This is a genomic window from Rhizobium sp. 1399 (assembly GCF_031455475.1).
GTDB lineage: Bacteria > Pseudomonadota > Alphaproteobacteria > Rhizobiales > Rhizobiaceae > Rhizobium.
Genome location: NZ_JAVDSU010000001.1, coordinates 401,526 through 420,910 on the forward strand (window position 1 = coordinate 401,526; position 19,385 = coordinate 420,910).

18 protein-coding genes are annotated in these 19,385 nt (G+C 61.2%); 8 read left to right on the forward strand and 10 right to left on the reverse strand.

Annotated features, from left to right (window positions below; all coding sequences use genetic code 11):
* Positions 1-18: 18 nt before the first annotated feature.
* Both J2X71_RS02160 and J2X71_RS02165 read right to left on the reverse strand, forming a co-directional pair.
* Entirely contained in the window at positions 19-750 is a 732-nt protein-coding gene (locus J2X71_RS02160) for an autoinducer binding domain-containing protein (protein WP_310378547.1), read from the reverse strand.
* A 260-nt stretch (positions 751-1,010) separates the two neighbouring features.
* Positions 1,011-1,823, reverse strand: coding sequence for an IclR family transcriptional regulator (locus tag J2X71_RS02165; RefSeq protein ID WP_310380031.1), 813 nt, complete (start codon positions 1,821-1,823; stop codon positions 1,011-1,013).
* Between the two features lie 125 nt (positions 1,824-1,948).
* Between J2X71_RS02165 and J2X71_RS02170 the strand changes: the two genes are divergently transcribed.
* The 5 genes from J2X71_RS02170 to J2X71_RS02190 all read left to right on the forward strand — a co-directional run bounded on the left by J2X71_RS02170 (position 1,949) and on the right by J2X71_RS02190 (position 6,033).
* Complete coding sequence (locus J2X71_RS02170; protein ID WP_310378549.1) at positions 1,949-2,719, forward strand: SDR family oxidoreductase; 771 nt, start codon at positions 1,949-1,951, stop codon at positions 2,717-2,719.
* The gene (locus J2X71_RS02175; protein ID WP_310378551.1) at positions 2,719-3,636 is read left to right on the forward strand and encodes a 2-dehydro-3-deoxygalactonokinase; all 918 of its coding nucleotides are present in this window, start codon (positions 2,719-2,721) and stop codon (positions 3,634-3,636) included. The genes J2X71_RS02170 and J2X71_RS02175 overlap by 1 nt, the downstream gene beginning before the upstream one ends.
* A gap of 14 nt (positions 3,637-3,650) precedes the next feature.
* A complete protein-coding gene (locus tag J2X71_RS02180; RefSeq protein WP_113321870.1) occupies positions 3,651-4,283 on the forward strand; it encodes a 2-dehydro-3-deoxy-6-phosphogalactonate aldolase in 633 nt (210 codons plus the stop codon).
* 4 nt (positions 4,284-4,287) lie between these two features.
* On the forward strand, positions 4,288-5,175 hold the full coding sequence (locus tag J2X71_RS02185) for an SMP-30/gluconolactonase/LRE family protein (protein WP_310378553.1): 888 nt from the start codon (positions 4,288-4,290) through the stop codon (positions 5,173-5,175).
* Between the two features lie 237 nt (positions 5,176-5,412).
* Positions 5,413-6,033, forward strand: coding sequence for a PRC-barrel domain-containing protein (locus J2X71_RS02190; RefSeq protein WP_310378555.1), 621 nt, complete (start codon positions 5,413-5,415; stop codon positions 6,031-6,033).
* A gap of 66 nt (positions 6,034-6,099) precedes the next feature.
* Here J2X71_RS02190 and J2X71_RS02195 read toward each other — a convergent pair whose 3' ends face one another.
* Positions 6,100-7,467: an EAL domain-containing protein gene (locus tag J2X71_RS02195; protein ID WP_310378557.1), complete on the reverse strand. Its 1,368-nt coding sequence runs from the start codon at positions 7,465-7,467 to the stop codon at positions 6,100-6,102.
* A 128-nt stretch (positions 7,468-7,595) separates the two neighbouring features.
* Positions 7,596-9,311 (reverse strand): response regulator, encoded by a 1,716-nt coding sequence (locus J2X71_RS02200; protein ID WP_310378558.1) that lies wholly within the window; start codon positions 9,309-9,311, stop codon positions 7,596-7,598.
* Between the two features lie 183 nt (positions 9,312-9,494).
* On the opposite strand from J2X71_RS02200, the gene mutL reads away from it, so the two are divergent.
* Complete coding sequence (gene mutL, locus J2X71_RS02205; RefSeq protein ID WP_310378560.1) at positions 9,495-11,312, forward strand: DNA mismatch repair endonuclease MutL; 1,818 nt, start codon at positions 9,495-9,497, stop codon at positions 11,310-11,312.
* Positions 11,313-11,379: 67 nt separating this feature from the next.
* On the forward strand, positions 11,380-11,607 hold the full coding sequence (locus J2X71_RS02210) for a DUF2093 domain-containing protein (RefSeq protein WP_007814243.1): 228 nt from the start codon (positions 11,380-11,382) through the stop codon (positions 11,605-11,607).
* On the opposite strand, the gene lpxK is transcribed toward J2X71_RS02210, so the two are convergent.
* The 6 genes from lpxK to J2X71_RS02240 form a co-directional block, all read right to left on the reverse strand.
* The gene (gene lpxK, locus J2X71_RS02215; protein WP_310378563.1) at positions 11,604-12,647 is read right to left on the reverse strand and encodes a tetraacyldisaccharide 4'-kinase; all 1,044 of its coding nucleotides are present in this window, start codon (positions 12,645-12,647) and stop codon (positions 11,604-11,606) included. The genes J2X71_RS02210 and lpxK overlap by 4 nt on opposite strands.
* Before the next feature lie 104 nt (positions 12,648-12,751).
* Complete coding sequence (locus J2X71_RS02220; RefSeq protein WP_310378565.1) at positions 12,752-13,474, reverse strand: HAD family hydrolase; 723 nt, start codon at positions 13,472-13,474, stop codon at positions 12,752-12,754.
* 9 nt (positions 13,475-13,483) lie between these two features.
* Positions 13,484-14,803: a lipid IV(A) 3-deoxy-D-manno-octulosonic acid transferase gene (gene waaA, locus J2X71_RS02225; protein WP_310378567.1), complete on the reverse strand. Its 1,320-nt coding sequence runs from the start codon at positions 14,801-14,803 to the stop codon at positions 13,484-13,486.
* Positions 14,804-14,971: 168 nt separating this feature from the next.
* Positions 14,972-15,220: a DUF4170 domain-containing protein gene (locus J2X71_RS02230; RefSeq protein ID WP_007814234.1), complete on the reverse strand. Its 249-nt coding sequence runs from the start codon at positions 15,218-15,220 to the stop codon at positions 14,972-14,974.
* A 61-nt stretch (positions 15,221-15,281) separates the two neighbouring features.
* A complete protein-coding gene (locus tag J2X71_RS02235) occupies positions 15,282-16,088 on the reverse strand; it encodes a 3'(2'),5'-bisphosphate nucleotidase CysQ (RefSeq protein WP_310378569.1) in 807 nt (268 codons plus the stop codon).
* 16 nt (positions 16,089-16,104) lie between these two features.
* Positions 16,105-17,454 (reverse strand): TldD/PmbA family protein, encoded by a 1,350-nt coding sequence (locus J2X71_RS02240; RefSeq protein ID WP_310378571.1) that lies wholly within the window; start codon positions 17,452-17,454, stop codon positions 16,105-16,107.
* 114 nt (positions 17,455-17,568) lie between these two features.
* Between J2X71_RS02240 and J2X71_RS02245 the strand changes: the two genes are divergently transcribed.
* Positions 17,569-19,380 (forward strand): monovalent cation:proton antiporter-2 (CPA2) family protein, encoded by a 1,812-nt coding sequence (locus tag J2X71_RS02245; protein WP_310378574.1) that lies wholly within the window; start codon positions 17,569-17,571, stop codon positions 19,378-19,380.
* Positions 19,381-19,385 lie beyond the last annotated feature (5 nt).

Genomic DNA, 19,385 nt, shown 5'->3' on the forward strand with positions numbered 1-19,385 from the left:
ATGCCTGCTAATCGGAGCCTACTTGATGAGGCCGATGCGTAGCGCCTTGGCGACGGCCTGCGTGCGGTTGACCGTATCAAGCTTCTTGGTGGCGCGGTTCAGGTAGTGATTGACCGTATGCTCCGAGAGATCGAGGATTTCGGCGATCTCGGCACTGGTCTTTCCCGCCGCAGTCCAGTTGAGGCAATCGATCTCGCGGTCGGTCAGCGTATCGGTCATGCGCGTATCGAGATTGCGGATCTCGGCCAGCCGGTCGAAGACATGGATCGCGATATAGCTGAGTTCGCGCATCTCTACCGGGGTGAAAGGCTCGCGATCACCAGCGAAGGAGACTGCACCGCGCGCGCCTGACGGTTCGTGCGTCGGAAAATAGGCGCAGCGCATCATCCTGAAGCGTTCGAAAAGGGTTGCAACGACACCTGTCTTGCCGTCGTCGCGGGGCCAGTTGGTGCGCGACGTATCGTAGAAGAAAGGCAGGGTCGACGTGCGCAGCCGCCGCAGGACCGGGCTGTTCACCATCAGCCCTTCCTGATCGTAGATGGACAGCAGTTCAGCGGGCCAGCTGGTGATGATCGTATTGCCCTGAAGATCGAAGGAGGTAATCGGCGGCAGGTTCAAAACCATGAACGCCCGGCTGCGATAGGCCTCCGTCACCCGCTTCATGAAGCGGAAAATGTCGAACTGCGTCTTTAGACTGGCGACCTCCTGGACATAGGCGTCCTCCACCGAAGTTTGCGGTAAGCTTGCCATCAGATTTTTTCGCCTTCAACCGGGCTTTGGGTAAACCTCTGGCAGCCTGTGCGGAAAAACGGTCAGGTACAGGGTGGGTTACACAACGCCCGTCAGATCAATAGGATTCAGCCTCGGCATGCAGCGCGTTCGGCCGGTGAATTGTCGATGATTTCGCGGACGACCCCAGTTGGCGTGATTCGCCGTCAAATCTCAATAACGCACTCATCATAAGCATGCTATGTATACGACGTCCAGCAATGACCGCCGCCAAATCGGTTTCAACGCCTCGGCCCGAGGCGGATGCGCATTTCATCCATGATTTTCCGTGCTGTCATCTGAACCGGAACGGCCCATTCCTGAAGAAGTTCCATCGAGAGCCGGTAAGCGGGACCGGTGACAGAGACCCCGCCGATGAAGGAGCGGTCGTCCGACCAGATGGGGGCGGCGACACAGCGGATGCCCGCCTCGTGCTCCTCGCGATCGAAAGCATAGCCGGTCGCGGCGATTTCTCCGATCTCCGCCAGCAGGCTTTCAGCGCTCACATGCGTCGCCGAGGTGAAGCGGTTAAAATGCAGACCGGGTAGCAGTTCACCGATTTTGTCGAGTGGGAGCACCGAAAGGGCCGCCTTGCCGACACCGGTGCAATAACAGGGCGAAGCATTGCCGATCTGTGAATACATGCGCACCGGCTGGTGCCCTTCGACCTTGTCGAGATAGATGATGGAGGAGCCGCGCAGCACACCGAGATGGACGGTCTCTCCCGTCTCACGATGAAGGGCGGCCAGATGCGGCGCGGCAATCAGGCGGAATTCGTTGCGCGCCCAGCTTCGTGAGGCGAAGTCGAGCAGCCGGAGGCCAGGCGCATAACGGCCTTCAGCGTCAAACTCAAGGAGCCCTTCCTCCACGAGATGGCCGAGCTGTCGGTGCAGCGTGCCACGCGGCTGATTGGCAAGTGCGAGGATATCGGTGAAACGCAAGGGAGCATCGGCATGGGTGACGAGATCGAGCAGCACCATAAGCTTGCCGAGCGTGCCGGTGTCACGCGGCACGCTAGTATCACCCGACGCGCCTTTGTCATCCGCCTGCGCCATGCTGTCGCCGCTGGAGCTCATTGCCTTTCCTACTCTTGACAGGAAAGGCAGCCTAGTCGGATAATTCCATATAGTCAAATTAAGTTCCAAATAATGGAATAATTAGCATACCCGGAGGAGAGACGATGAGCGCTATGTCTGCACAATTCCCCGAATTCCGGGATCGCACGGTGTTGGTGAGCGGCGGAGGTTCCGGCATCGGCGCTGCCCTCGTCGAAGGTTTCGCAAGGCAGGGTGCAAAGGTTTCCTTCCTGGACATCGCCAAGGCGGAAAGCCGGGAATTGGCGGAACGGCTTTCTGGAGAGACTGCGCATCCCGTCAGCTTCTACCACACCGACCTGCGCGATATCGATGCCATCAGGCGCGCGGTGAACGAGGCTGTCAAAAAGTCCGGGCCGATCCGGGTGCTCGTCAACAACGCCGCCTGGGATGACCGGCACGAATTCGACGATGTAACCGAGGACTATTGGGACAATAATCAGGCGGTCAATCTGCGCCATGTCTTCTTTACCTCGCAGGCGGTCGCCCCTTCGATGCGGGCAGCGGGCGGCGGAGCGATCATCAATATGTCGTCGATTGCCTTCAAACTGAACATGGGCGTCTTTCCCGCCTATGCCGCCGCCAAGGCGGCAGTCGTCGGCCTCACGAAGAGCATGGCCGGAAGGCTTGGCCCTGAGAATATCCGCGTCAACTGCATCCTGCCGGGCATGGTGGTGACCGAGCGGCAGATGAAGCTATGGCTGACAGAGGAAAGCATTGCCCGCTCCGTGCAGGGGCAATGCCTGAAGATCGTATTGAAGCCTGACGCGATTGTCGGTCCGGCTCTGTTTCTTGCATCCGACTGCGCAGCCGGCATGACCGCGCAGTCCCTTATCGTCGATGGAGGTGTTCTCTAATGGCAAATCCCGCTTATGTCGCGGTGGACTGGGGCACCAGCAGTTTCCGGCTCTGGCTTATCGCTGCCGATGGAGCCGTTCTTGCCGAACGTCGTAGCGGCGAAGGCATGACGACGGCCGCCAAGACTGGTTTTTCCCAGGTTCTCGAAGGACATCTTGCAGCAGTCGAAGCGACAGATGACCTTCCGGTCATCGTCTGCGGCATGGCAGGCGCGCGGCAAGGCTGGGTGGAGGCGGGTTATATAGACGTGCCGGCTTCGCTTTCCTCTATTCTATCAGCTGCGGTCTCCGTGCCCGGCGAAAGCCGCGACATACGCATCCTACCGGGCCTTGCCCAGCGCGATGTAGCGACGCCGGATGTCATGCGCGGCGAGGAAACGCAGCTTCTCGGCGCGCTCGGGCCTGACAGTCAGGGTACGCAGGCCGTCTGCATGCCGGGCACGCATTCCAAATGGGTGCATGTCAAGGATGGCAAGGTTACCGGTTTCTCCACTTTCATGACCGGTGAGCTGTTCGACGCCATCACCAAACATACGATCCTCATGCATGCCGTTGCCGGCGCCGAGGACCAGCCGGCCGACACCGACGCCTTCGAAGCGGCGGTTGCAGCCGCCTTCCAGCGGCCGGCGCTCGCGTCGAACCTGATTTTCACCGCCCGCTCCGGCCAGCTTCTGCACGGTATTTCGGCTGCCGCTGCCCAAGCCAAGCTCTCGGGTACGCTGATCGGCCTCGAAATCGCCGGCGCGCTGCAGAATGCCGGAAAGGATACGGCCATTACCCTTGTCGCTTCCGGACGCCTGCAGGCGCTTTACGAGCAGGCCTTCCGCACGCTCTCCCTTTCCTTCACCGCCATCGATGCCGATGTCGCCGTTCGCGGTGGGCTTTCGGCCGCTGCCCGGGCCATCTGGCCGAACTGAGAAAGATACCTCCCATGAACCGTATCCCCTTCCCCGCCATGAAGCGTCCGCTGATTGCCATTCTGCGCGGCATCAAGCCCGAGGAAACCCAAGCCGTGGTCGGCGCGCTGATCGAAAATGGTCTGACGGCAATCGAAATCCCGCTGAATTCGCCCGAGCCCTTCAAGTCTATCGAGATCGCCGCCAAGATGGCGCCTGACAATGTGCTGATAGGCGCCGGCACTGTGCTGACCACCGGGGCCGTCGACAGCCTGCATGCGGCCGGCGGCAAGCTGCTGGTGACACCGAATGTCGAGCCCGACGTCATCATTCGCGCCCGCGACTACGGCATGGTGACCATGCCCGGTGTCTTCACGCCCACAGAAGCGCTGCAGGCAGCTCGCGCGGGTGCGACCGGCCTCAAGTTCTTCCCCGCCAGCGTTTTGGGACCGTCAGGCATCACCGCGATCCGCGCCATCCTGCCGCCGGAGCTGGTAATTGCGGCGGTCGGCGGTGTGTCGGACAAGAACTTCTCCGACTACACCAAGGCCGGCATTCTGGCCTTCGGTCTCGGCACCAGCATTTACAAGCCTGGAATGACTGATGCAGAGGTTGCCGAGCGCGCCAAGGCAACCATCTTAGCCTATGACGCAGCCATAGGAGCATAGGCATATGACTGATATTTATGAATTCGAGGGCAAAACACTTTGTAATACCAATTCGGTTCTCGGTGAAGGCCCCACCTACGATCCCGGCACTAACACGGTCTGGTGGTTCAATATTCTTGGCAAGGAACTGCACGAACTCGATCTTTCGACCGATGAAAAGAAGGTACATTCGCTGCCGATGATGGCAAGCGTGCTCGCCCGCATCGATGCCGGCCGCCAGTTGCTGGCGACCGAAGAGGGGCTGTTCGTGCGCGACGTCGCCAGCGGCAACCTGACTTTCTATGCTGCGCTCGAAAACGATAGACCGGAAAACCGCTCCAATGACGGACGCACGCATCCCTCGGGCGCACTCTGGATCGGCACGATGAGCAAGCGCGCCGAGAACCAGGCCGGCGCGATCTATCACGTAGCTGCCGGCAAGGTAACCAAGCTCTTCAGTGGCATCAGCATCCCGAACTCCATCTGCTTTTCGCCCGACGGCACGGTCGGCTATTTCACCGACACGCGCCTCAGCCGCCTGATGCGTGTGATGGTCGATCCGCAGACCGGCCTTCCCTCCGGCGAGCCGATCGTCATGGTCGACAGCATGGATGAGCCGGGCGGCCTGGACGGATCGGTCTGCGATGCCGACGGCTATATCTGGAACGCCCGTTGGGGCGCTGGCGTCGTCGATCGCTACAGCCCGGATGGCTTGCGCATCGCCCGCTACAAGGTACCGGCTGCACAGCCTTCATGCCCAGCCTTCATCGGCGTCAACGCCGACCGGCTGGCGGTGACCACCGCCTGGGAAGGGCTGGATGAGGATGCCCGCTCCACGCAGCCGAGCGCCGGCGCCCTGCTCGAACTCGGCGTTGCCGTGAAGGGCGTTTTCGATCCCGCCTATGTGATCTGAAGCACGAACTGCGGGCAGAGCCGGCAGTCTCGAGGGCGCTCCAATCCGGGGCGCCTTTTTGCTTTTGCGGGCCTATCTCCCGGTAAAGGTTCCGTAAAAACCGTAAAATTTTCCGTGTCTTCGTCCGGAACCAATAAGCAAATCGGTCATTTCACTCTTGAACCGGCGCGGCAGGAATGCCTGAAAAACGGGCGCTGCCACGCCAGGGATCACTCAAGGAACGAAGGTAGGTTCGAAATGACACGCAAACTTCTGACGACCGTTGCCGCTGGCGCACTGTTTGCCACGGCTTTCGCACCGGCGGCATTTTCGCAGACGGCTCCGCAGCCGGCGAACCCTGCTGCCCCGACCCAGTCTGCGCCCGCCGACCCGGCCCCGGCAGAGCCGGTCAAGCCGATGGCGCCCGCAGGTGATGCCGCACAGGCTCCGGCCCCGGCACCGAGCACTGATACGGCTCAGGCAGGTGGCGACAGCTATCTGACGCAGCAGGCCGCGGACCAGATCAGCGCCAACACGTATATCGGCCAATCGGTCTATAACGGCAACAATGAGAGCATCGGCAGCGTCAATGACCTGATCATGAAGAAGGACGGCGGCCTTGTTGCAGCCGTGATCGGTGTCGGCGGCTTCCTGGGCATTGGCGAAAAAAATGTCGCCGTTCCGATGGAGAAGGTAACCGTTGCGCAGAATACGCAGGACGGCTCCGTCAAGCTGACGACCACCGAAACCGCCGAATCCCTGAAGGCAGCTCCGGAATTCAAGACGCTGGCTATGCAGTCAGCTGAAAAGGCTCCGGCAGCAACCGGCACTGCCCTGCCGACGGACAATACGTCGACAGGTTCGACGACGAACAAGTAATCCGTACGGAGAGTAGAGCGTAAGCGATGGCGTCCCATGGGCGCCATCGTTTCTTTGCTTCTGCCGCTATGCGCTCGCGCGTTCGGTTGCGCTTGTGTCGTAATAATAGTTCTCGTGCAGGAAGCGCAGTGTAGCGATGCCATCGGCCGGCCGGCCGAAATGGTAGCCCTGGCCCATACCGCAGCCGAGCATGCGCAGCTTGACCGCTTCCGAATAATCCTCGATGCCCTCGGCCACGACTTCCAGGTCGAGACCTTCGCACATGGCCAGGATCGCCTTGATGATGTGCTCGGAGGCACGGTCAGAATTGATGCGCGAGACGAAGGCCCGGTCGATCTTGATCTTGTCGAAGATGAAATCGCGCAGGCGCCCGAGGCTCGACTGGCCCGTGCCGAAATCGTCAAGCGAGATGCGCACGCCTGCAGCTCTCAGATCGGCAATGATCCGGTGCGCTGTGTCGGCAGAGCTCATGACAGCCGTCTCGGTGATCTCAAGCTCAAGACGATGCGGGTCGAAGCCGACGCGGCCGAGGATCGACAGAATGCTGCTGCTCGTGCCCGGATCCATGAGCTGGGCTGAAGACAGATTAAAGGACAAGAAGAGTTCTCGCGGCCAGGAGAGCGCCGCTTCCGCAGCCTTGCGCAGCAATGCTTCCGACAGGGCATCGATGAAACCGCGCTCTTCGGCGAGGGGCACGAAGACGCCGGGGGAGACGAAGCCGAGGTCGGGATCGTTCCAACGGGCAAGTGCCTCGAAGCCCACCACCTGATTGTTGGCGAGCGAGACGATCGGCTGGAAATGCACGTCGATCGCATCGGAAATGATGGCGTTTCGAAGCGCTTGTTCGAGTTGGGTCGCCCGTTTCATCTCCTGCGCGATCTCGCGCGAATAAACGGTGATCTGCCCACGGCCGCGGCGCTTGGAACGATAGAGTGCTGTTTCGGCACTCTTCAGCAGTTCCTCGCAATCCTCGCCGGCAAAGGGATAGATCGCAAAGCCGAAGGAGGCGGAAAGGCGCACATTGCGGTCGCCGAGATCGTAGGGCGCCGACAGCACCTCGCGGATCATCTGGCCGAACTTTTCCGCACTGGCGCGCTCGAAGATCAGCGGCAGGACGAAGGCGAACTCGTCGCCGTCATGACGGGTGACCACCGCACCATCCGGAATGCAGGCTTTCAGACGATGAGCGACCTGGCACAGGATTTCGTCACCGGCGGCGGAGCCGAAGAGATCGTTGATCGGCTTGAAGCTGTCGAGATTGGCGATACCGATGGTGAAGGGCGCCGGATCGCTGGCCCGCTCGGCAGAAATCTGTATCACCTTGTCCCGCATGCGATTGCGGTTTCCCAATCCGGTCAGCGGATCAGTATAGGCCATCGCCTGGAGTTCGTTTTGACTCACAGTCATGAATGGTATTTCCGCAGACACCATCACTCCAAACCCAGGGTTTTCCTCCACACCTTGGTGAAGAATGACGGCCAAATCTTAACAATTCGATAGTAAATCGGCGGAACTACAACCCGAAGCATTCCCAAATTCTGGGGAGTTGACGGGTATTCTATTCAGATTTGAGCCTTGATCGGCTCATCTATCAGGTGCTTCTGAAATACCGTTTCCAGGATGTCAGGGCTGACCGGTTTCATGATGACGTCATCCATGCCGGCCTTGGCGCATTCCGCTCGATCGCGCTCGAATGCCTGTGTCAGCACGCCGATAATCGGGGTCCGCGTGCCCTGCCCCTCTTCCATCTGGCGAATGAGGCGCGAGGCTTCAAAGCCATTGAAGACCGGAAGCGAAATATCCATCAGCACGATCTGTGGCCGGTGTTCGGCCCAGAGACGAACGACCTCTTCGCCGGTCGCTGCGATCCGATGGCGATAACCGAGACCTTCGAGGATCTGCGTGAAGACGATCTGGTTGATGTCGTTATCCTCGGCGACAAGAACCTGCAGGCCTACGGTTTCTTCAGTCGTGGTGATTTCCCAGTCACCTTCAGTGCCGCCGCCGCGTCCGCTGCGATTGAAGTGGCGGGCGATCTGGAAGGTCAGCTCGTTGGCGATCTGGAAGCCATCCATGACGAGGGCCGGAATGCCGTATTGTTCGGTGAGCTCCAGGCAACGCATGCCCATCTGGTTATCGATGATCAGAAGATCGAGCGAGATGCCGGAGGAGCTGGCAATCTCGAGGAAACGTTCCTCCTCGTCCTCGCCGCGGACCGAGCAGGCTTCGAAGCCGTATTTGGCGAGCGTGCGCAACGCGGCAGCCTCGGCGGCGAGATCCGAGGTGACGACGAGGATCTTTCGGCCGGAGAAGTTTTCCGGAACGATCGCCTCCATCGCCGCCGGCTCGCGGCGCTGCGATGCGCTCGGCACCGGCACATAGGCGCGGCGGTAGGTCTGGTTGCTGGAAGTGGTGATCTCGGAGGCCCGATTGAATTCGTCGAGATCGTCGCCGTCGCGCGGCAGGTCTTGCATGGTCGAGACGAGAAAATAACGTCCAGGCTTACCGATCCTGTGCTTGCGGCTGACGATGTCGCGCTCGGTGCCGTCGCGGGCAATTTGGCGCTGGCGCGAGACCGACATTTCACCGGTTTCCAGTACGTGGCGGTCGCTTTCCTCGAAGCGCTTGGCAATGTCAGGCGAAAACAGATCCCCGCTCTTGCGGCCGAGAACCTCGTCCGGCGTCGTCTGGTACTTCTCGCAGAAGGCCTTGTTGACGGCGACGTAGGCGAGGTTGCGATCCTTGACGAAGAGCGGGAACGGCAGATGGTCGAGAATGTCCTCGGTGAGCTGTACGCGCTCGAGATCGTAGCGCCACTGTTCCTCGCGCTTACGCGCTTCGGAAATATCGGAGATGATGGTCACGCCGTAGCCGTTCGGCAGCCGGCGCTTCAAAAAGCGCACCCAGCGGTCGGCGCCGTGGCGTTCGACGGATTCGAAACGTTCGCGCCAATGGGAGGCGATACGCTGAGACAACCAGTCCTCGCGGCTGAGCGAACCCGCCTCGCGCAAGAGGGTCTGCTCGCGGATGCCGGTATCGTAGACCGCACCGAGGAAATCACGAAGCCGGGCGCCCGGCCGCAGCACATCCTCGGGCACCGGAAAGAATTCCATGACCTGACGGCTGGCAAAGATAAGAAGATCGTTGCGATCATAGATGACGAATGCAGCAGAAAGACTGTCGCATGCGGCGTCGAAAAGCACCGTCTGAAGGTCAGCCTCAGGCGGCAACGCGTCACTCGCAGATGATGTGTCCGCCTTTTCGAAGCCGGCACTCATTCATTCACATCCCACATCTGTCCGATTTTCGCAGTTTCGGAGGTATATGAATAAAATGCCGTTTTTGTCTTAAGAGCCGCTTAACAGTAGTGACCCCCAAATCTGGGGGAGAAGCCTCCAGTGTCCTCTGACGGGCTGATGAAAACCCTTTCCTCCCGGCCGCGAATCCTCGAAAATAGGGATATGGCCATCAGACAGCTCTCCGAAACGCTCATCAACCAGATCGCCGCCGGTGAAGTCATCGAACGGCCGGCGAGTGCTGCAAAAGAACTGATCGAAAACGCGCTCGACGCAGGCGCGACCCGTATCGACATCGCAACCGCCGGCGGCGGCAAGGCGCTGCTGCGCGTCAGCGACAACGGTGCCGGCATGGATGCCGCCGATCTGGAACTTGCCGTCAAGCGGCACTGCACCTCGAAAATATCGGAGACGCTCGACGATATCCGCACGCTCGGCTTCCGGGGCGAAGCATTGCCGTCCATCGGTTCGGTGGCGCGGCTCAGCATCTCAAGCCGCAGGCGTGACAGCACGGCCGGCAACGAAATTTCCGTTGCCGGCGGCAAGATCGTGCATCTGCGCCCGGCAGCCGGCAATCCGGGAACGGTCGTCGAAGTGCGCGACCTGTTTTTCGCCACGCCGGCGCGGCTGAAATTCCTGAAGACGGAGAAGGCGGAAGCGGCGGCAATCACCGAGATCGTCAAGCGCATGGCGATCGCCTTTCCGGGTGTGCGCTTCGTGCTGTCAGGCCCCGACCGTTCGACGCTGGAATTTCCGGCAACCGGCGAGGATCATCTGGCGCGTATGGCGCAGATACTCGGCAAGGACTTCCGCGACAATGCCATCGCCATCGACGCCGAACGCGAGGATGTACAGCTGACCGGCTTTGCCGGCGTGCCGACCTTCAACCGGGGCAATTCGGCCCATCAATATGCTTTCGTCAACGGCCGCCCCGTGCAGGACAAACTCATCCTATCAGCGATCCGCGGCGCCTATGCCGAAACGATCCCGGCCGGCCGTTATCCCGTCGCGGTGCTGTCGATCACGCTCGATCCGGCGCTGGTGGACGTCAATGTGCATCCGGCGAAATCCGACGTCCGCTTCCGCGATCCGGGACTGGTGCGCGGGCTGATCGTCGGCGCAATCCGCGAAGCACTTGCCCGTGACGGCAGCCGGGCGACAACGACTGGCGCAAGCGACATGCTGCGCGCCTTCCGCCCCGGCTTCCAGGCTGCACCACAGCGGCCGCAGGCACCATGGTCGGCGGCAACCTCCCCATCCCGGCCGTATCAGCCGAGTGCCGGTTTCGGTGAAAGGCCGCAGGCTTCCTTCGACGGGCTCGTCCATCCGACGGCCCGTTCCGAATCGGCTTTCCAGCCCGCACCACAGCCTCATGCCGCTGCCGCCGCCGAACCTTTGGCGCGCTATCCGCTTGGTGCTGCCCGGGCGCAGATTCACGAAAACTATATCGTCGCCCAGACCGATGACGGCATCGTCATCGTCGATCAGCACGCGGCTCACGAACGGCTGGTCTTCGAAGCCATGCGTAAGGCCTTACACTCCAAGAGGCTCGCCTCGCAGGTGCTGCTGATCCCCGAAATCGTCGACATTCCCGAAGAGGATTGCGACCGGCTGATCGCGCATGCCGAGGAATTTTGCGAGCTTGGCCTTGCGATCGAACGCTTCGGGCCGGGCGCCATTGCCGTGCGCGAGACGCCGGCCATGCTCGGCGAAGTGAATGCGCAGGGCCTCATCCGCCAGCTTGCCGATGAGATCGCCGAATGGGATACGGCCCCCGGTCTCACCACCAAGCTCGAATATGTGGCGGCGACCATGGCCTGCCATGGCTCGGTGCGATCAGGGCGACGGCTGCGGCCGGAAGAAATGAATGCGCTTTTGCGCCAAATGGAAGTGACCCCAGGCTCCGGCCAGTGCAATCACGGACGCCCGACCTATATCGAACTCAAGCTTGCCGATATCGAGCGGCTCTTCGGCCGGAGCTGAAAAAGCTGGCAAAACGGCTTCTCGGGGAGTATGGCAGACAGATGACAGACTGCAGGGAATGGAGCGCATGAACTTGTTCGAAGGACACGGAAACCGCGAGGCGAAGATCCGTTATCTCGACGGCGATTTCCAGATTCTATCGCCCGGCTCCTATGTCGTCTGCGCACTGACAGGCAAACACGTCCCGCTTGACGAACTTCGCTACTGGAGCGTGGCGCGACAGGAGCCCTATGTCGATGTCGCCTCCGCACTGGAAGCCGACCGGCGCGCCGGTGTTCTGCCGACCCAGCGCTAAGTTTTTGCCTTTCCCTCCTTGAGCCTTCGCTCACGGCAGGCTTCAAAGGCTCGGTCGATCATGAGACCTGGGGCAAGCGGGTCGGTGAAGGCCATTTCCACCTCGACGACATGGCAGCGGGCCGCAAGCTGCTCCGCCTTGCCGTGATGACCGGCGAGACGCACGAAATCCTTCGACGTCGTGACGATCGTCAGGTTCTGCTGGTCTGCGGTCATCAGAAGACCGTCGATCTCCTCCTCGCTCAAATGCTCGTGATCGCCGAAGGAGGTCGCGACCTTGATGGTTGCTCCAAGCGAACGGACCGTGCGGAAGAATTTTTCCGGATCGGCAATACCGGCAAAGGCGAGTACCTTGAGGCCTTCCAGAGAATTCTTGCCGGACACTTTCAGCGCGGCGGTGAAATAGGGCTTGGCAGCACGTGCCGCGATGCGGACGATACGGTCAGCCGCATTCCCGTCTCCGACCTTCAGAAGCGCGGTCGCCTGGCGAAGTTGCAGGCGAACCGGCGCGCGCACCGGGCCACCCGGCACGATATGGCCGTTGCCGAGACCGCGCGTCGCATCGATCACCAGAAGCGCGTAGTCGATTGCGAGCCGCGCACTCTGGAAACCATCGTCCATGATAATGAAATCGGCACCTTCTTCGACGAGCCTCACAGCACCATCGACACGCCTGCGGGAGATCACCGTCAGGGCTTCCTGCGCCAGCAACAGCGGCTCGTCACCGACAGCGACTGCGCGGTGGTGGGTAGGATCGACGACGGTGGTGACATCCAGCAAGCCGCCGTGACCGCGGCTTAAGAAACCGGGCTTGAGACCCTTGGCTTTGGCGGCACGGGCAATGGCAATTGCCGTCGGCGTCTTACCGGCGCCGCCGACCGTGAAATTACCGACGCAGATGACGGGGATCGGAACCGAGGCGCGGCGCGCATGGACCATGCGGTAGCCCGCCACGCGACCATAAAGGAAAGAAAGGGGCGACAGAGCCCATGCCTGCCAACTTGCCCGCCTCCACCAGAAAGGCGGCGCTTCGGATATCATGATGCCGTCCCGTTTCCCTTGCCCTCACCCCCAGGCGAGGTCTCACAAAATCGACCGGGGCGGATTGAGAAGCCAAAACGCGTGAAAATGCAAGTCTTTGCGCGTCAGGCCAGCTGCAGATCCGGCAGCAGGGCTTCGATGTGGGTGATGTCATCTAAAACATGATCGGCGGCGGCGGAGAGTGATTCACGCGAGCCGGTACCGGTCAGAACCGCGATCGTCAGGCCGGTTTTTGCATTCCTGCCCATATGGAGATCGTGGTTGTTATCACCAACCATGGCGATTTCTTCTGGCTGCAGACCCGTCGCAGCACAGAAGCCGAGCACCATGCCTGGCTCAGGCTTGCTGCCGAAGCCGCTGTCGTAGCCGGCGATGTAGTCGACATAGTCGGAAATGCCGAAGCGCTGGGCCGTTTGGCGGATCGAGCGCTCATTGTCGCTGGAGGCGATGCCGAGCTTGAAGCCGCGCTTGTGCAGGCGGCCAAAGAAGGCTGCGAGATCGGTGACCGGCACAGAGAATTCTGCGGCATTGGCAAAGAGATTGTCGAGCTTGATCGTCAGCTCGATCACATCGAGTTTCGAGCCGGCGGCGACGAGGCCTTCCGCGATCTGGTGGGTATTGCCAGCAGCAAGCAGGCTGTCGGGAACGATATGGCCCGTGACGGGGTCCATGCCGCATGCGGCAAGCAGGTGATCGGCGAGCGCCGCGTCGCCTTCGGCGGCGATGCGGGCAAGCTCGCGGTTTACTGGCAGCCAGCTTTCATCATAGTCGAGCAGCGTACCGTCCTTGTCGAAGAGGATGCCCCTGATCTTCGCCTCTGCCGACATGACCGCTCCTCAGGCCTGCGCCACGGCCTTCGGCAGCAGACGCGCCTTCACCGTCAGCGGATTGATATAGGGCTCCAGCCCCTTCAACGTGGCGCTGAGCGCGCCGCGCATTTCATGCACGGCCGCGATACCGGCCTGGATCATCTTGCCGCGCGCCTCGTCATTGGTCAGCAGGTAATGCACGCCCTTCGCCAGCATCTCGGTATCACGCACCATGCGGGCGCTGCCGCTGCGGGCGAGCTTCTGATAGGCCTCGCGGAAATTCTGCACATTGCCGCCCGACAGGATGGCACAGCCGAGCATGGCCGGCTCGAGCGGGTTCTGGCCGCCTTCGGCAAAGAGCGAGCGGCCGACGAAGGCGACTTCCGTCAGGCGTAGATAAAGGCCCATTTCGCCGATCGTATCACCAAGGAAGATATCGACATCCGGGGTCAGAACATCGTCACGCGTACGGCGGGCGACCTTCAGCCCCTGCTTGACGAGGGCTGCCTCGATCTCGTCAGCGCGCTCGGGATGGCGCGGCACGATAATGGTCAGCTGCTTGTCACGGTCGCGCAGCGCCCGATGGACGATGCCGGCGGCATTTTCCTCGCCGTCGAAGGTGGAGATCGCCGCCCATGTCTTGCGGTCGCCGATCTGCTTCTTATAGCGGGCGAAAACAGCGCTGTCATAGGGCGGAGCGTCGGTATCGACCTTCAGGTTGCCTGAGGTGATGACCGGTACAGCGCCGAGATCGCGGAAACGCTCTGCATCCAGATCTGACTGGGCAATGACGAGCGCCAGATTTTCGAAGAGCGCCTCGGCAAGCGACGGGCGGCGGCGCCAGCGGGCGAACGAGCGGTCGGACATGCGGGCATTGACGAGGATCTGCGGAATGCGGCGACGACCAAGTTCAAGCACGGTCGCGGGCCAGATTTCGGATTCGGCAATGATGGCGCAATCCGGCTGCCAGTAGTCGAGGAAACGGCCGACAGCAGGTTTCAGGTCGAGCGGCACATATTGATGGATCGCGTCATTGCCGAGACGTTCAGCTGCAAGCCTTGCCGAGGTGATGGTGCCCGTCGTCAGGATGACATGGATGTCGCGGCGGCGGATTTCACGGATCAGGGGAATGACAGCGTTGGTTTCGCCAACGCTTGCGGCATGAAACCAGACAAGCGGGCCTTGTGGCCGATTGGCGCTCGCATAGCCGAAGCGCTCCAAACGGCGGGCGCGGTCTTCCTTGCCCTTGGCCGTGCGGTAGGTGATGTAGAGGCCGACGACCGGCGACGCCACAGTTCCCGCCAGACGGTACGCGTTCAGACCGATCCGCGCCATCCGGGAGCTCATTCGGCAGACCTCCGACCTATGCAGATCGACATCAATCCAATTCCCTAATTATCGTTGCGGCCGCAATGACCGATCAATTTGTTCAGAATGCGTCGATCAAGGGCAAGGAACCGATGCGCAAAGGCCTCCGCTGCGGACAGCGGAGGGCCAGCGGCTTGCTGCTAGGGCTCACTTGCTCCCAGTCGTATCCTGCGGATCGAGCAGACGATGCATGTGGACGATGAAATAGCGCATATGCGCATTGTCGACCGTCTGCTGCGCCTTGGCCTTCCAGGCCGTCAGTGCCGTGGCATAGTCGGGGAAAATACCGACAATATCGAGATCCCCAAGATCCCGGAACTGGATGCCTTCAAGGTTTTCGAGTTCGCCACCGAAGACGAGGTGCAGGAGCTGCTTTTTACCGCCGGAGTCCGTCATTTTTATTCTCTTTCTGCCTATTCTCCTCCGGCCCTTCATCTGAGGGATTTTGACGAAAACGTCAACCGTCTCTTAGCTGAGTGAACAAGTCCAGATATTCACGGAGACGCGGGACAGGCGAAGCGCAGAGCGCCTCGTGGCTGACTTTCTCTCTATTATAGGTTGTCGGGTGACCCGAGAGGTCGACGAGACCACCGCCGGCACGTTCGAGAATAAGATCGGCTGCCGCAATATCCCAGTCGTGGGCATTCCGCCCGACAAACGTCGTGTCCAGCCGGCCATCGGCCACCATGGCGATGCGGTAGGCGAGCGAGGGGATATATTTGACGCGCTCGCTGCGTTCGCGAACCGCCGCCGGCAGAATCTTGAACAGCTCCTCGCTGACAGCAAGCTGGCTGAGATCGGCTTCGCCGCGCGTGGAGACGGAAATCGGCTCGCCGTTTTTCAGCGCAGGGCCGCCTTCCGTCGCTTCGTAGAGTTCATCGAGCGCCGGCGCATAAAGCGCGCCCGCAACGGGACGGCCGCGATGGACGATGCCGACGCTGACGCACCAGAGATCCTTGCCGGCGAGGAATGCCCGTGTGCCATCGATCGGATCGACGATGAACAGCGTCTCGTGTTCCAGACGGCCGGCATCGTCGTCGGTCTCTTCCGACAGCCAGCCATAGTCCGGCCGCGCCCCGCGCAGGATGGTTTCAAGCGTTTCATTGGCGGCGAAATCGGCGGCGCTGACGGGCGAGCGTTCCTCATTCTTCCACCAGACTTCCGGTGACTTGTTGAAGAAGCCAAGTGCGACGGCGCCCGCCTGTCTTGCAGCATCGGCGATCAGTGCGAGATCGCTCTGCCAGCGGTTGTCCGTGTCGCTCATCGCGTCGATCCGTTCGTCAGCGGCCGGCAAGCGTCATGCCTTCAATGGCGAAGGTCGGAGCCGCCACACCGAATTTACGGTCGATGTCGTTGGCGAGCGTCAGCCGCATGAACATGTCCTTGAGGTTGGAGGCGATCGTCACCTCCGATACCGGGAAGGTGAGTTCGCCGTTTTCGATCCAGAAACCAGTCGCGCCCCGGCTGTATTCGCCGGTTATCATGTTGACGCCCTGGCCGATCAGCTCGGTCACATAGAAACCGTTGCCAACGCTGCGGATCAGCTCTTCGGGCGAGATGTCGCCCGGCTCCAGCGCCAGATTGGTGGAGGCGGGCGTAACCGATGTGCCGCCGCGCACGCCGCGGCCATTGGTTTCCAGACCGCCGATCTCGTTTGCGGTGGAGGTCGACAGGAACCAGTGCTTGAGTACCCCGTCCTCGATCATGACCAGCCGCTCGCCGGAAACGCCCTCACCATCGAAGGGACGGGAGGACGGGCCGCGCACGATCAGGGGGTCGTCGGTGATCGACAGGCCCGCTTTCAGCACCTGCTGGCCCATCTTGTCGCGCAGGAAACTCGTCTTGCGGGCAACCGACGCACCATTGATGGCGCCGGCAATATGGCCGACGAAACCACGAGCGATGCGGGGATCGAAGATGACGGTAATACCCTTGCCGGTCGGCACCTGCCGGGGATTAACGCGTTTGATGGCGCGCTCGCCGGCCCTGCGGCCGATCTCGGCGGCATCGTCCAGTTCGGAATAATAGAGGCGGCTGTCAAAATCATAGTCGCGCTCCATCCCGGTGCCTTCGCCGGCGATGACGCTGACGGAGTTGCCAAAGCGCGATGCCATATAGCTGCCTTCGAAGCCATGCGAGGTGGCGAGCACCAGCCCGCCCATTCCGGCAGAGGCGCCAGCGCCGGAGGAATTGGTGACACCTTTCACTGCAAGAGCCGCCGCTTCGGCGGCAAGAGCCGCTTCCCGCAACTGATCGGCGCCGACTTCGGTCGTGTCGAGAAGCTGCAGGTCGGGATAGGTTTTTGCGAGCCTGTTCTCATCGGCGAGGCAGGCAAACGGATCTTCCGGCGAGACCTTGGCCATGGCGACAGCGCGTTCAGCCAGCGCCTGCAGGTCGAAACCCGGATTGGCGGAAACGCTTGCCACCCGTTTGCCGACGAAGACGCGCAGCGAAAAGTCGTCGCTCTCGGAGGACTCCGTGCCTTCGACCTTGCCCAGGCGTACGCTAACCGATTGAGCGCGCGAGCGAACGACGACAGCGTCGGCGGCATCAGCACCTGCCTTTTTCGCCAGATCGATCAGTTGACTTGCACGGGAAAGAAGTGTCGAGGAATCGATTTCAGAGGACATGATTTGGCCTTTCCTTCCCGTTCCATTTATTGTGCACTCCCGAAAGCATCAAGGCCGTGGATGCCGATTCTTTTCCTGGCTGCCTGCTTGCCCCGCCATCGAAAGAAATGAAGCATGTCCGCACCCAACGCTCTTTTCACCGAAACGATCCTGCTGCTCGGCGGCGCGGTCGTCGCCGCACCGATCTTCAAGAAGCTCGGGCTCGGCACGGTTCTCGGCTATCTGGCGGCGGGTATCGTCATCGGGCCGATCTTTCATGGCATTACCGATGGCGAGCAGATCCTTGATGTCGCCGAACTTGGCGTCGTCTTCCTGCTGTTCATCATCGGGCTTGAATTAAAGCCCACTCGCCTCTGGCAGATGCGGCGTGACATCTTCGGTCTTGGCACCGCGCAGGTGGTGGTGACGGGCCTGGTGCTGACAGCGCTTGCCTGGTTTTCCGGCGTGCTCGAATGGCGCGGCAGCATCGTCGCCGGCTTCGGGCTGGCGCTTTCTTCCACAGCATTCGCCATGCAGATCCTCGAAGGCGACGGCGATGTCAATACCCGCTACGGGCAGCGCTCCTTCTCTATGCTGCTGTTTCAGGATCTGGCGATCGTCCCGCTTCTGGCCGTCGTCACCATCCTCGACGGCGACAAGGGCAGCGGCAATCCGCTTGTCGATTTCGGCATTTCCGTCGCGGCGGTCGGTGCTATGATCATCATGGGCCGATACCTGCTGACGCCCCTCTTCCAGATCATTGCGCGCACCGGCGCGCGCGAAGCGATGATCGCGGCCGCGCTCTTCGTCGTGATGGGATCGGCAAGCCTGATGCAGTTTGCCGGGCTCTCGATGGCGATGGGCGCTTTCCTGTCCGGCGTCATGCTGGCAGAATCCTCCTACAGGCATGAGCTGGAAGCCGATATCGAACCGTTCCGCGGCGTGCTTCTCGCTATCTTCTTCATTGCCGTCGGGCTGTCGTTACAGCTTCAGGTGCTGCTCGACAACGTGCTCTTCATCATTATCGCCGTGCCTATTATCATGGCTGTGAAAGCACTCATCATCTATGTGCTCTGCCGCGTGGCGCACTCCTCACATAACGATGCAGTACGCATCGCCTTCCTGCTGCCGCAGGGGGGCGAATTCGGCTTCGTCCTCTTCACCACGGCTGCCGTCGCGGGGCTGATGTCCAACAGTACAGCTTCGCTGCTCGTTGCGATCGTCACCCTTTCCATGGCGCTGACGCCGCTGGGTGCCGCCCTTTCCAAACGGATGCTGTCGGGAGAGGAGCATGAAGAACTCGACGAGGATTTCGAGGGCGCCGGCGCAGACGTGCTGATGGTCGGTTTCTCGCGTTTCGGCCAGATCGCCGCGCAGATCCTGCTCGCCGGCGGCCGGAGCGTGACCGTCATCGATTTTTCCGCCGACCGCATCCGGCAGGCATCCTCCTTCGGTTTCCGCATCTATTTCGGCGATGGCACCCGTAAGGATGTGCTGCGTTCGGCCGGCATTGATAGGGCCAAGATCGTGCTCGTCTGCACCCAGAAGAGGGAGATTACCGACAAGATCGTCGAACTGATCCAGGCCGACTACCCGCAAACGACGCTCTTCGTGCGCTCCTATGACCGCATTCACTCCATCGAACTGCGCAACAAGGGCGTCGATTACGAGCTGCGCGAAACGCTGGAATCCGGTCTGCTCTTCGGCCGGCGCACACTGGAGGCGCTCGGTGTCGCCGAAGTCGATGCCTATGAGATCGGCGAGGACATTCGCAAGCGCGACGAAGCGCGGCTGGTGCTGCAGGTTTCGGAGGGCCTGCAAGCGGGACAGGACCTGCTGTTTTCGAAGCCGATCCATCCGGAGCCGCTGGTCAAGCCCAAGCGTACGCCCGGTCCCTTCGACAACGATCCGCTGGCAAATACGGCCGATGTGACGGCGGACGCCTGAAGCGA

Coding starts and splice junctions, on each gene's coding strand:
- J2X71_RS02160 (WP_310378547.1), bottom strand. CDS start 750: ATGGCAAGCTTACCGCAAACTTCGGTGGAGGACGCCTATGTCCAGGAG.
- J2X71_RS02165 (WP_310380031.1), bottom strand. CDS start 1,823: ATGGCGCAGGCGGATGACAAAGGCGCGTCGGGTGATACTAGCGTGCCG.
- J2X71_RS02170 (WP_310378549.1), top strand. CDS start 1,949: ATGAGCGCTATGTCTGCACAATTCCCCGAATTCCGGGATCGCACGGTG.
- J2X71_RS02175 (WP_310378551.1), top strand. CDS start 2,719: ATGGCAAATCCCGCTTATGTCGCGGTGGACTGGGGCACCAGCAGTTTC.
- J2X71_RS02180 (WP_113321870.1), top strand. CDS start 3,651: ATGAACCGTATCCCCTTCCCCGCCATGAAGCGTCCGCTGATTGCCATT.
- J2X71_RS02185 (WP_310378553.1), top strand. CDS start 4,288: ATGACTGATATTTATGAATTCGAGGGCAAAACACTTTGTAATACCAAT.
- J2X71_RS02190 (WP_310378555.1), top strand. CDS start 5,413: ATGACACGCAAACTTCTGACGACCGTTGCCGCTGGCGCACTGTTTGCC.
- J2X71_RS02200 (WP_310378558.1), bottom strand. CDS start 9,311: ATGAGTGCCGGCTTCGAAAAGGCGGACACATCATCTGCGAGTGACGCG.
- mutL (WP_310378560.1), top strand. CDS start 9,495: ATGGCCATCAGACAGCTCTCCGAAACGCTCATCAACCAGATCGCCGCC.
- J2X71_RS02210 (WP_007814243.1), top strand. CDS start 11,380: ATGAACTTGTTCGAAGGACACGGAAACCGCGAGGCGAAGATCCGTTAT.
- lpxK (WP_310378563.1), bottom strand. CDS start 12,647: ATGATATCCGAAGCGCCGCCTTTCTGGTGGAGGCGGGCAAGTTGGCAG.
- J2X71_RS02220 (WP_310378565.1), bottom strand. CDS start 13,474: ATGTCGGCAGAGGCGAAGATCAGGGGCATCCTCTTCGACAAGGACGGT.
- waaA (WP_310378567.1), bottom strand. CDS start 14,803: ATGAGCTCCCGGATGGCGCGGATCGGTCTGAACGCGTACCGTCTGGCG.
- J2X71_RS02230 (WP_007814234.1), bottom strand. CDS start 15,220: ATGACGGACTCCGGCGGTAAAAAGCAGCTCCTGCACCTCGTCTTCGGT.
- J2X71_RS02235 (WP_310378569.1), bottom strand. CDS start 16,088: ATGAGCGACACGGACAACCGCTGGCAGAGCGATCTCGCACTGATCGCC.
- J2X71_RS02240 (WP_310378571.1), bottom strand. CDS start 17,454: ATGTCCTCTGAAATCGATTCCTCGACACTTCTTTCCCGTGCAAGTCAA.
- J2X71_RS02245 (WP_310378574.1), top strand. CDS start 17,569: ATGTCCGCACCCAACGCTCTTTTCACCGAAACGATCCTGCTGCTCGGC.